Here is a 13,006-nt window from a genome sequence, read left to right as displayed (position 1 = left end):
ATCTACTTGTATTGTACTACAGTTCGTTTCTGAGTCCAAACAAAATATTCGGAACGTATTGAAAATTTTACGCGACTCTTGTATAATGGTACAGGTTCAATTTGTAATACTCGAAGGAGATATAGAAAATATGATTAATACAACGAACATCTTTGATTATGAAGACGTGCAATTAATTCCTAATAAATGTATCGTAACTAGCCGTAGCGAATGTGATACACATGTTAAATTAGGTAATCGCACATTCCGCTTGCCAGTAGTTCCTGCAAATATGCAAACTATTATCGACGAAGAATTGGCAGAAAAATTAGCTCGTGAAGGTTATTTCTATATCATGCATCGTTTCCAACCAGAACGTCGTATGGATTTTGTTAAACGCATGCACGACCTTAATTTATACTCTTCTATTTCCATTGGTGTAAAACCAGAAGAATTTGCTTTAGTTGATGAATTCAAAAAAGCAAACTTAACACCTGAATACATTACAATCGATATTGCACATGGTCACTCCAACGCAGTAATCGATATGATTCAATACATCAAAAAGAACTTGCCTGGAACTTTCGTTATCGCTGGTAACGTAGGTACACCAGAAGCAGTTCGTGAACTTGAAAATGCTGGTGCAGATGCAACTAAAGTTGGTATCGGTCCTGGTAAAGTTTGTATCACTAAATTAAAAACTGGCTTTGGTACTGGTGGTTGGCAATTGGCTGCTGTTCGCTGGTGCGCAAAAGCAGCTACTAAACCTATCATCGCTGACGGCGGTATCCGCGATCATGGCGACATCGCTAAATCCATTCGCTTTGGCGCAACTATGGTTATGATTGGTTCCCTATTCGCTGGCCATGAAGAATCTCCAGGGGAAGAAAAAATCGTTGACGGCAAAGCAGTAAAAGAATACTTTGGTTCTGCTTCTGAGTTCCAAAAAGGTGAACGCAAAAATGTAGAAGGTAAAAAAATCTTCATTGATTCCAAAGGTTCTATCTTTGATACATTAGTTGAAATGGAACAAGATTTACAATCCGCTATCTCTTACGCTGGTGGTACTACTCTACAAGCAATCCGCAAAGTAGATTATGTACTTGTTAAAAACTCCATCTTCAACGGTGACCGTTAATACAATATTACATGTAAAAGCCACAGGATAAATCCTGTGGCTTTTTTGTATGTAATCAATGTGATCTACAACATATTCGTAATAATATTGCCATATTTCATAAAATTAGCCCCAAAGACATACCGTCTTTGGGGCTATTATTTAAGCTTCAGCTTCTTTTGATTTGTCCATTAACATATAAGCGTATTTACCAGTACCTGCACTTACTACAAGTAATGCAGTCAATACGATAAATGCTACTGTAAGACTTGTGCCATGAGCAATGAAACCAATCAATGCTGGTCCCATCAAAATTCCCATATAACCAAGCATCGTGGATGTTGCCACAGCTTGTGTCATAGGAATTACATTTTGTTCCCCCATGGCAGAGAACAAGTTTGGTACTATCATAGCTAAGGCAATACCAAGTAATAAATACGTATACATAGAACCATAACCTGGTAAGAATACGATAAGGCCCATTGCAATAGCGCCTAACAAATAACCACCAACGACAACTTGTTTAGAGGTTAAATGTTTGCCAATTGTATTCCCCAGCAAACGACCAATACACATAGTACCATTAAAGAGCATAACCCCCATAACGGCCTCTTCAATAACGATACCTTTATCTTCAAATAAGTATAATGCACTCCAGTCCCCTACAGCACCTTCAACTAAATAAGATACAAAGGACAAGAGACCAAAGATAATAGCAATGGGATGGAAAGATAATGGGCTTTTAGATTTTTTAACAACCTTTGCATTTGGATCACTACCAAAGGTCAACATAAATTGGCTAACCACAACCATGGCAATAAATAATACGATGAGAAGTCCCCAAATACTTTCATTAACAGGTAAGGATAATATTTTTAAGAGCACTAGCAAAACACCAGCACCGGCAAAACCGCCTAAACTCCATCCACCGTGATAGGCACCCATTAAGTGTTTCTTACTCACCTTTTCTGTCAAGATAGCTTGTAAATTGGCAGACGCACCACTTAAGCCGACGCCAATACCAAAGAAGAATAAAGCAGCTGTGGTCGTAGCAATTGTAGAACACATGGTAACAACCGCAAGAGATAACATCCCAATAAAGCTAGCTAGTAAAACGACTTTCTTGCATCCAAAGTTCTCTACTAGCTTACCAGCTATGGCCATGGACAAACAAGAGCCTACACCGAGCACTAAAATCATAGAGCCCAATACATCTTCACCGATACTAAGCTTTGCTTTTAAATATGGTACAAAGCCCGCCCATAAAGCTGTATACATACCTGGGATAAAGAATCCCCCAAAGGCACCACGAATATTTGCTGTTGAAATAGAAACTTGATTGCTCATTACATCCTTTCTGGCTTCTAGAACCGTCCGGCGAAGAAAGGCCCTTTTTATCCGCAAAGCGCTAAAACTTGCATCCTTGCAGGAAACCATTTTAATTACATATGATTTATTATTGGAATATAATAACTCTCTTTATGATACATGTAAAGAGGGTTTTCTAATTTTAAACTAAACTTAAAAAGCGATATATAGTATATCTGGTTAAATATAACTAATTAGTCTTTTAGATGACAGTTAGTAAAGGAGACATATCCCCACACAACTTGTAAGTAATGCTACAAGAACAGGTACAGCAGTTCGTTTAAGTAAATCTACTGATTTTATATGTGCCACGCCTGCTACGCCGACCATTACAGGACTAATAGGGCTAAGGAATAAGCCTAGGCTTGCACCGTTTTGCATACCAAGCATAGTAGTAATCGGATCCAAGCCTAGATGAGCTACGATATTAGGTACTAGTGGAACCAAAGTAAATAATGGTGCTACATTGCTACCTGTCACCATGCTAAGGCCTAACATGCCGCCCCCTAGCACAGAGGTAAGTCCTATGGAGTTAAGAGATAATGTTTGAAGTGCCCCAAGCAAGGATTCAATAAGACCTAAACTCACTAGTCCTTGTGCAAAGATTTGTCCCCCTATAATAAGTGTCACTGCATAAGAGAACTGGTTCCCCATACCTTCAAAGAAAATAGTTGTACTCTTAAGTACTGTTCTCAGATTTCGATGACGAATTAATTCAGCTAATAGAGCTATACCAAAGGCAAGCATCATAGCAAGGGTAACATTCATCTTCACACCAGGAAAGCCATATTGACTAAAGCCCAAAATAAAACACAATGGTAATAATGGGAATATCATATACGGCTTAGGCCCTATTGGCGCCTCTGGAATACTTTCACAAGCATCTATAGCCTTAGGTTCCTCCACTCGATCACGATATTTCTGCCAGAAAAAGTGTGCTATGGCCGTCACAATGGCGACTAAGAAATAAAGCCGCAACTGGTAGCCTACAAAATAGTTTGGCACGGGCATATTCAAGGTCTTTGCAATGAGTAAGGTAGATACCGCACCAGGTCCTACGTCCATAAGATGTCCCGTAGCAATAACCGCTGCAGCCCCCACTGGGCTCACCCCAAGGCGAAGCAATACGGGATACATGGTAACCATCATAAGGAGTGCAAGACTCAACGGATTAGGTACACAAATAGACAGTCCCATATTAAGAAGAAACATTAGGGCCAGTACAATATATGGGCGATTTAGACGATATAAAGGACGTATAAAGGTATGTGCCAATCTCGTCCCTGCCCCAATATATTCCATATATTTTGCATAACCAGCACAGGTCATAATCATGAGGCCTAAATTTACTATATTCTCGGACGTAGTAATTCGCACAATATCCATGGCATCAAATATGAGAACTCCTGTGGATTGGTCACCAACTAATATGGCATCAATCCAGCTCGCCTCATAAGCGATGAACATCATAAGAATTCCTAAGCCAATCAAAATAGGTTGTGGCTGGTAGCGCTTCATCAATAAAAAGCCTGTAATAGCAATTATGATGAGACATATAACTATATTCATAAGTACCTCTCATAGAGAATGTATTAGACTTACAGAGGATTTATATCACAAGTACTACACTTGAATTATACTTATATAATACTTGTATCATACTTGCATCACATCCAACTTATACCTATATTATACCTATACTATACGGAAAATATAAATAAAAATACAATGAAAAAGCACCATATCCCGTAAGATATGGCACTTTTATACGCTTACTATTTATGTTCTTGTAACCACTGAATAGCATATTCAGCATATACGGCAGATGCGGCAGATAGTACAGTATCATCCATATTGAATCGATTGTTATGATGATCGTAGGTAGCCTCGATTTCAGGGTTTTGAATACCAATAAAAGCAAAGCATCCTGGTTTATCTTGTAAATACCATGCAAAATCTTCCCCTGGCATTACTTTACGCATTTTAGAAAGTTTGTCTTTACCTAATGTATCAATAACGACACGTTCCGCCAATTCGCTAGCTTCAGGATCATTAATAGTAGGCGGTACTTTTTTTACATATTCTAATGTAGCAGTCGCTCCATAAGCTTCAGCCGTATGTTCTACTACGCGACGTATAGATTCTACATAATACTCTTCTTGGTCAGGATCAAAGAAGCGTATGGTCCCCCCCATTTTAGCCTCACCAGGGATAACATTCCATTCAGATCCAGAGTGAATATTACCAATAGTGAGTACAAGAGAATCTAAAGCACTCACATTACGAGACACTACGGTTTGCAAATTCATGACGATAGCACTAGCTACTACAATGGCATCAATCGCTTGATGTGGCTGTGCACCATGGCCTTGTTTGCCTTTTACATTAATAGTAATCTGACTACTTGCAGCCATACGAGGACCTTCTTCTACAGATATGAGTCCTGCTGGTAAGTCAATCCATACATGACCACCAAAAATAGCATCTATCTTATCGTACCAATCACCAAATTTGATGAAATCTGGTGCCCCTGCCCCAGTCTCTTCAGCAGGTTGGAATGCTAAATATACATCGCCTTCAATGCGATCTTTCATAGACATTAACATCTTGGCAGCGCCTAATAAAATAGCCATATGACCATCGTGACCACAGGCGTGCATTTTGCCTTCAGTTTCTGATTTATAGTCTACTGTATTATGTTCGTGAACAGGCAATGCATCAATATCAGCGCGCAAAGCAATGGCTTTACCAGGTTTATCACCGTGGATGATACCAACTAAGCCGATGCCACGCTCTGTATCTACATGAACCTCTACGCCCATAGATTCTAATTCTTTAGCCAGTGTCTTAGTTGTTTCAAACTCTTCATTACTGAGCTCTGGATGTTTATGAAAATATCTACGCCAATCTTGAACGTAGCCTTTATATTGTTCAATTAAATCGCGACTATGCATGGTATCGCCTCCTTATAAAATCCCTTAATCAAGGGGAATAACAGGGTAAAAGTAAAAGAAAACGACAGGCCACGCCATGTCGTTTTCTTTATGTCTTATCGGTTGCGCAATACTGCTTGTACCGCTAAGGATACAACAGCTGTTGCAACTGCCACAGCAGCCGTAATTTTTGCTGTTGTGAAAAGTTCTTCTTTTGTAGGTTTTGCTTTTGTAGCAATATCTAATGTTTTTGCTACAGCAGGAACCAATACTTCGTTACGTAAGGATTCTGTATTCATATTTACTCCTCCAATATAGACTGTTTCTTCTAGGGTAACACGAATGAGAACTAAAGTCTATATATTCATCGATTTATTTCAATAATTACACGGTTACGCAACTATTTTAAATGATATTTATGAAAGTTATCCTTAACATTATTTTGCAGCTAACTCTGCAATAGCTTCAGCTACAATAGCAATCGCTTTTTCCAATTGATCTTGAGGAATATTAAGAGCTGGTAAAAGACGTACTTTATTTTTCGCAGACAAGCATACAACGCCCTTTTCAAGACATTTCGCAATGACTGCTTTTGGATCTACTGTAGTTTCAATACCAAGCATAAGACCCATGCCACTCACACCTAGAATGCCAGGTTTGCCTGCTAAGGTAGCTTTTACATAGTCCCCTTTTGCTTTTACAGAATCTAAGAATTCTGGTGTTAAACGATTAATGATAGTATTGCCTGCTGCCGCACAGATTGGATTGCCACCAAAGGTTGTTGCATGTGCACCAGCATTTAACACATATTGCATCTTTTCATTGAATAATGTAGCCCCCATAGGAAGGCCGCCTGCTAAACCTTTTGCAGTAGATACTACATCTGGCTCAATGCCAAATTGTTGGTATGCGTATAGACTGCCCGTACGGCCATTACCAGTTTGTACTTCATCGATTAACACGAGTTGATCGTGTTCATGAGCATATTTTGTTACTGCTTGTACGAACTCTTTATCTAGTGGCATAACGCCACCTTCACCTTGAATAGGTTCCATCATGATGGCACAAACTGCTGGATTATCAAGAGCTTTTAAGGCCGCATCAATATCATTAGCGGGTGTATGAATAAAGCCTTCTGTAAATGGGAAGAAATGTTGATGGAATACATCTTGGCCTGTAGCAGACAAGGTAGTAATAGTACGACCATGGAAGCTATTAACCAATGTGACGATGACATGACGACCTTCACCGTACTTGTCATGACTATATTTACGAGCTGCTTTGATGGCACATTCATTAGACTCTGCACCAGAGTTAGAGAAAAATACCTTCTTCATACCTGTTTTAGCGCACAATTGTTTTGCCAATTCAATTTGTGGCAAAGAATAGTATAAATTTGAAATGTGGTTCAACGCATGAGATTGCTTTGTTACCGCCTCTGTCCATTCATCGTCATCGACACCAAAGGCTGTTACACCGATACCAGATCCAAGATCGATGTATTCTTTACCATTTACATCCCATAAAAGGGACCCTTTACCCTTTTCAAAACATACGTTAAACCGGCCATACGTATTGGCTATATATTCTTTATCTTGTTGTTCAAAATCGATTGTATTACTCATTACATCCTCCGAACGTACGGTCGCGCCGTCGTCTATCTATGTGAAAGGTAACGATGGTAATATACAATTATCATCATCATACCTACTATATTACTTTACAAACATGGTGCCAAGACCTTCATCAGTCAATAACTCAATAAGAATAGCATGTGGAATCTCACCATTGATGATAAATACCTTTTGAGCTCCTGATTTGATGGCCTCTAAGCAGCAATCCACTTTTGGGATCATACCGCCAGCGATAATCCCCTCTGCTTTTAATTGATCCGCCTCTGCCATAGTGATTTTAGAGATTAGAGAACTAGGATCATGCACATCTCGTAGCACACCATCAATATTGGTCATAGCAACCATTGTTTCTGCCTTAAGAGCACCGGCAATTTTTGCGGCTACCGTATCAGCATTGATATTATATGTCTTGCCATCAGCCCCCATACCAATGGAAGAAATGACAGGAATATAACCTCTACTGATAACATCGTCGATAATACTTGTGTCAATCGTATCGATAGAGCCTACATAACCAAGCTCATCATTTTGTTTATGAACTCGAATCATATTACCATCCACACCACAGAGACCAACAGCCTTACCACCAAGGTCTGTTAAGTCTGCTACAAGGCCTTTATTAACCTTACCGGCTAATACCATTTGTACTACATCCATTGTCGCTTCATCAGTGACACGCAAACCATTTGCAAAACGGGATTCAATTTTCATGGCATCTAGTGTGCTATTAATAGCTGGACCACCGCCATGAACGAGCACAACTTTTACCCCTACCAATTGAAGTAGCATTAAATCCTTCATAACGGATTTTTTTAATTCTTCATCAATCATAGCATTGCCGCCATATTTAACGACAACATATTGATCTGTATATTGTTTAATATATGGAACGGCCGCAGTTAAGATATGCGCCCGCATTGCATTTGTTACGTCCTTCATAGTTCCCTCTCTAACCTAGTGCTAGGCCTGTATCCTCAGGCAAACCTAAAGCAATGTTCATACATTGAACAGCAGCACCAGAGGCACCTTTGCCTAAATTATCGAAAATAGCATGAACCATAATGCGTTCATCGTTGCCAGTCACATAGATTTTCATGCTATCTGTGTTGCTCAATTGATTAGCATTCAACATCCCAGTATTGCTGTTCTCTGCAAATGGCACAACAGTAATGATTGTACTATCTTTGTAAAAGTCTTCTAATGCCTGTTGCACTGTATCGATGCTAACTGGTTTATTACATAAACGACTATGGATGCCCACAGTTACTTCCATGCCGGAATAATAATCGTCAACGATAGGCATAAAGATTGGTGCTTCGCTAAGGCCACATACATGTTGAACTTCTGGCAAATGCTTATGTTGTTGACTTAGACCATATTGACGCGGTGCATAGAGGAAATAATCCTTTGGTTCACTTTCATATTGGCCAATCATCTTTTTACCACCACCGCTATAGCCTGTTAAGGATGTGATAGTGAAAGGATAATCTGTTGGCACAAGACCAGCTTTTACAAGAGGTGCAATACAAGCAATCATTCCACTCGCATGACAACCAGGGTTAGCAATATGTTTTTCAGTAGCGATGGCTGTTTTATAATCCGCACCGAGTTCTGGGAATCCATAAGCCCAATCATCAGCAGTTCTAAAGGCAGTAGATGTATCAATTACCTTACATGGTAATTCACCGATAGCGGCCATGATTTCCTTAGATGCCACATCAGGCAAGCAGAGGAATACAATATCTGCCTCTTTAGCTACCTCTTTAATAGCCTCTACATTTTTACGATCCTCATCAGCTGTAGCTAATAGCTCTATATCTTTTCTATCGGATAACCGTTCATGAATTCTTAAACCTGTTGTGCCTTCATGACCAACAATAAATACTTTATAGGGTGTCATAGTAAACCTCAATTCTCACCTATTGGTGACTCACACCTATTTATACAGCTCTCAGTTATTACTTTCATCGATTATAAATAGGAAACAAACTATACCATACATCACCTTCTAGGGAGATGAAATTATTTCAAAGGATAGTCACTAAATGTAGCAACCATAACGGCCTTAATCGTATGTAGACGATTTTCTGCTTCTTGGAAGGCCAAGGAATTTGAACCTTCAAATACATCTTCAGTTACCTCAATACCATTCATGCCGAACCGTTCAAAGATATCTTTACCTACTTGAGTTTCCGTATTGTGGAACGCTGGCAAGCAGTGACAGAATTTAGTATTTGGATTACCTGTTAATGCCATCATTTCAGCATTAACTTGGAATGGTTTAAACGTATTGATACGTTCTTCCCACATATCATAAGTATCACCCATAGTTACCCATACACCTGTATAGATTACATCTAAGTCTTTAACACCTTCCGCTACGTTATCTGTACATGTAATGGTAGCACCTGTTTCTTTTGCAACTTTCAAACATTCTTCATAGAATGGACCGGCTGGCCAGTATTGTTTAGGACCGATAAGTCTAAAGTCCATACCCATTTTAACGGCCCCACTCATTAAGGCATTACACATATTAGATTGACCATGACCCACATAAGCATAGGAGATTTCATTTAATGGCTTATCAATATTTTCTTGAAGCGTCAAAAAATTCGCTAATGTTTGTGTAGGATGATCCATATCGGTAAGGCCATTCCAAACAGGTACGCCAGAATAGTCAGCTAGTGTCTCTACATCGGCTTGATCAAAACCTCTAAACTCGATAGCATCATACATAGATCCTAGAACACGAGCTGTGTCTTTTAAGGATTCTTTTTTATTCATTTGCGAACCTGTAGGGCCAAGATATGTTGTATGAGCACCTTGGTCCGCAGCACCGACTTCAAAGGCACAACGTGTCCGCGTAGAGTCTTTTTCAAAAATTAATGCAAAGTTTTTACCTACTAATGTTTTGATTTCTTTTCCTGCTTTTTTATCGGCTTTTAACTTTGCAGCCAAGTCCAAGAAGTATTTAATTTCTTCTGGTGTGTATTGAAGCATTGTTTTAAATGATGTATGTTGTAAACTCTTCATGATAACCTCTTATTTCAAACTACTTATTTAACTACTTTTCTTGTAAAAATTCGGCGGCAATAGCAGCCATCATTGTTATACCAGTTTCCAGGATGCTTTCATCAATGGTGAAAGCCTCATTATGCAAGGCCGGATTACCTTCAAATCCAGTACCTAACCAAAGGAAAGCACCTTTTATTTTATGAAGATACGCGGAGAAGTCCTCTGCAGCCATAGACGGGAATTCAGGATGTACCACAGCTTCTTTACCAAGATATTTCTCTACAATAGATGTGGCATAATCAATGGCGTCTGGATTGTTGATAGTAGCACCATGACCACGTTTATAATCTAAGGTACTCTCTGTTTTTAATAACATATCGAGAGCTTGTAAACTTTCACCAAGACGTCGTTCTATATAATCCCGTTTTGCTGGTTCATAGGTACGGCATGTTCCTTCAAGGTATACATCGCCACAGCCTATATTGTATCTGTCGCCACCCTTGATAACACCGATGGTACACACGAGATTTTCCATTGGATTCGTTTCACGAGCCACAATAGATTCTACGTTTACAATCCAGTTTGCGGCTGCTACGATGGCATCTACCCCATTATGAGGCTCCGCTCCATGAGTTGATTTACCTTTAATATGGACGAGGAAGTGATCCGATGCAGCCATCAAATTACCTTTTTTTAGACCTACCGTACCAACCGGTAATTGTGGCCATACATGAAGGCCATATATTTCATCTACATCATCAAGAATGCCGCTATCTACAATACCTTGTGCACCTGGGAGTAATGCTTCCTCTTCGGAAGGCTGGAATACGAGCTTTACGGTGCCATGCAATTGGTCTTTAATAGACTGTAAAATAGCTGCAGCACCAAGCAAAATCGCAATGTGGCTATCATGACCACAAGCATGCATAACGCCGTCATATTCTGATGCAAATGGCAATCCAGTAGTTTCATATATAGGTAAGGCATCTATATCAGCACGTAATGCAATAACTGGTCCAGGTTGAGCTCCTTCGATTTTACCGATAACGGCATAATCAGAAACATCATTTACAAAGGGAATGCCTAATTCACCAAGAACCTTTTGAATAAATAAGGATGTATTTTTTTCTTCACCAGATAATTCTGGATGACTATGAATATGTCTACGCCATGCTACAACTTGTTCTTTATATTGTGCGGCATATTTCTTGATCAAATCTTGTAATGTATTCATTACTCTATCTCCTTTATACACTGTATGTATATTTTATACATTATTAGCGTATTTTTATAACCTATGTACGTATTATAATACTATCACTCATTTTATTCAAGTTTTATACAAATTTTCTGTATTTTTATTTGTTATACTATGGATTAATTTTTATCATAGTCTTTAAAACTGTAATTTACATGAACTTAATTTAGCATATAAAATATCTAATAAATATATAATTATCATTTATATGTTTACCTATTTAATCTATAAATCAGAGAAAACTATGTGTATAAACACACAAAAAAGACACCTTTCAAGGAAGGTGTCTTTTGCTTATATATTCTTATAATCTTGTACTTCTATTTCTCTATAACCGACTCATCTAGCTGTGTACCGTCTGGTAAGAAAGCTTTTACTATCAATTTATTCGGTGTAACAGTCATCGCCATATAGTTATTCTTATCTCGATCTGGTGCCACATATACATCTAAAGGATGTTCTTTCCACTTAGGGCGACGAGTATCTCCGGCAATACCAGTCAGAATATATAATGGTCCCGAAGCATCTCTATCAAAGTTACGTACATGCCCTCTATTACGATAAGAATGTAAATGAGCTGACAACACTAAATCTACATTAAACTCATCAAAGATAGGCATAAACAATACGCCCTCTTCGTTGAATCCTACATCACGACTTGCGCCAGGGCGGTCAATGGCATATTGGAATGGATCCCGATGCATGAGAACTACGGTCCACTTTTTAGTATTTGCTGCCAAATCTTGGCGTAGCCACTGAACCTGTACATCGTATAAATCAGGATGATGCGTATCATGATTATCTTCATGATTGCTTTCATAAAGTTGCGTATCTAATACAACGTAATGAACATCACCGAAGTCATAGGAATAATAACGACGATTAAAAGTTTCATTCCCATTAGGCGGTACTGCAAAGTAATTTAAATACGCATAAGGCTCGCGCATTTTCCAATCTAATGTATACATCTCGTGATTACCTAAGGTCGTTGCTAACGGCACATTAGCACTCAACGGTCTAATGGAATTTAACCAAGTGCGCCATTGATAGTCTTGTTCCCCATTATCTACAAGGTCCCCCATACTAATATATAGGGCTGTCCTTGGATTGCGATGTGCTGAGTCCTTTACAATCTCTTCCCATTGAGAATAATCCCCCGACTGAGAATCTGGATATATGAGCACATCATAGACACTAGCGCCAGCCGTTTCCAGAGAGTACCAATCACTACGGCGATCTGCACCGTAACCTACGCGATATTCATATTTAGTATTAGGTGTTAACCCTGTCAATGTAGCCTCATGAATATAGGTAGTACTGCCGTCATCAGTAAAAACTTTATCCGTTGCCCCTATCGTTTGAGTATTTTCAGAACCTGCTAGACGATACTCTATTACCGCATCAGCTTCGCTGCTATCTGATTGCCACATAATGGTACGGCTTGTGCTATTATCTTGAGCTACAATTTGTCGAATGTAACGGCCTTCAGAATTAAGGATCGGTTTTATCTCTTGACCACTTACGACAGCAGCCATTCTAGCTATACGACTCTGTATGGCATCCTTATATACATAGCCACCTACGATTAATATAACCAAAGCTACAATAGCTATAATTGTTTTTAATAGTTTACTTTTATTCATATAGTTCCTTTATGTAAATATGTATTAAGTACTAATATGAACACATTATAAAACTTAAA

Annotated in this window: 11 protein-coding genes; 1 reads left to right on the top strand and 10 read right to left on the bottom strand. The window is 38.9% G+C overall.

Features of this window, described 5'->3' with window-relative positions; all coding sequences use genetic code 11:
- The first annotated feature begins 130 nt into the window (after positions 1–130).
- On the top strand, positions 131–1,117 hold the full coding sequence (locus VEIS1202513_RS02615; protein WP_039969037.1) for a GMP reductase: 987 nt from the start codon (positions 131–133) through the stop codon (positions 1,115–1,117).
- A gap of 141 nt (positions 1,118–1,258) precedes the next feature.
- Here the strand turns inward: VEIS1202513_RS02615 and VEIS1202513_RS02610 are convergent, their stop codons facing one another.
- The 10 genes from VEIS1202513_RS02610 to VEIS1202513_RS02565 all read right to left on the bottom strand — a co-directional run bounded on the left by VEIS1202513_RS02610 (position 1,259) and on the right by VEIS1202513_RS02565 (position 12,947).
- Entirely contained in the window at positions 1,259–2,443 is a 1,185-nt protein-coding gene (locus tag VEIS1202513_RS02610; RefSeq protein WP_213467765.1) for an MFS transporter, read from the bottom strand.
- A 234-nt stretch (positions 2,444–2,677) separates the two neighbouring features.
- Positions 2,678–4,033, bottom strand: a complete 1,356-nt coding sequence (gene dcuC / locus VEIS1202513_RS02605; protein ID WP_213467764.1) for a C4-dicarboxylate transporter DcuC — start codon at positions 4,031–4,033, stop codon at positions 2,678–2,680.
- 206 nt (positions 4,034–4,239) lie between these two features.
- Positions 4,240–5,418: a M20 metallopeptidase family protein gene (locus VEIS1202513_RS02600; protein ID WP_213467763.1), complete on the bottom strand. Its 1,179-nt coding sequence runs from the start codon at positions 5,416–5,418 to the stop codon at positions 4,240–4,242.
- Positions 5,419–5,513: 95 nt separating this feature from the next.
- Entirely contained in the window at positions 5,514–5,696 is a 183-nt protein-coding gene (locus VEIS1202513_RS02595) for a hypothetical protein (RefSeq protein WP_005385822.1), read from the bottom strand.
- 138 nt (positions 5,697–5,834) lie between these two features.
- Entirely contained in the window at positions 5,835–7,022 is a 1,188-nt protein-coding gene (locus VEIS1202513_RS02590) for an aspartate aminotransferase family protein (RefSeq protein WP_213467762.1), read from the bottom strand.
- Positions 7,023–7,112: 90 nt separating this feature from the next.
- Positions 7,113–7,970, bottom strand: a complete 858-nt coding sequence (argB, locus tag VEIS1202513_RS02585) for an acetylglutamate kinase (protein WP_213467761.1) — start codon at positions 7,968–7,970, stop codon at positions 7,113–7,115.
- A gap of 10 nt (positions 7,971–7,980) precedes the next feature.
- Positions 7,981–8,931 carry an N-acetyl-gamma-glutamyl-phosphate reductase gene (gene argC, locus VEIS1202513_RS02580; protein WP_213467760.1) on the bottom strand — a complete coding sequence of 317 codons (951 nt, stop codon included), beginning with the start codon at positions 8,929–8,931 and terminating at the stop codon, positions 7,981–7,983.
- A gap of 122 nt (positions 8,932–9,053) precedes the next feature.
- Positions 9,054–10,064 (bottom strand): ornithine carbamoyltransferase, encoded by a 1,011-nt coding sequence (gene argF / locus VEIS1202513_RS02575; protein WP_371732227.1) that lies wholly within the window; start codon positions 10,062–10,064, stop codon positions 9,054–9,056.
- Positions 10,065–10,095: 31 nt separating this feature from the next.
- A complete protein-coding gene (locus VEIS1202513_RS02570; protein ID WP_213467759.1) occupies positions 10,096–11,280 on the bottom strand; it encodes a M20 metallopeptidase family protein in 1,185 nt (394 codons plus the stop codon).
- Positions 11,281–11,624: 344 nt separating this feature from the next.
- Positions 11,625–12,947 (bottom strand): fibronectin type III domain-containing protein, encoded by a 1,323-nt coding sequence (locus VEIS1202513_RS02565; protein ID WP_213467758.1) that lies wholly within the window; start codon positions 12,945–12,947, stop codon positions 11,625–11,627.
- Positions 12,948–13,006 lie beyond the last annotated feature (59 nt).

Source organism: Veillonella orientalis (genome assembly GCF_018406505.1).
Classification (GTDB): Bacteria; Bacillota; Negativicutes; order Veillonellales; family Veillonellaceae; genus Veillonella; species Veillonella nakazawae.
The sequence above is the reverse complement of the archived record's forward strand: the minus strand, read 5'-3'. Positions and strand labels throughout refer to the sequence as shown.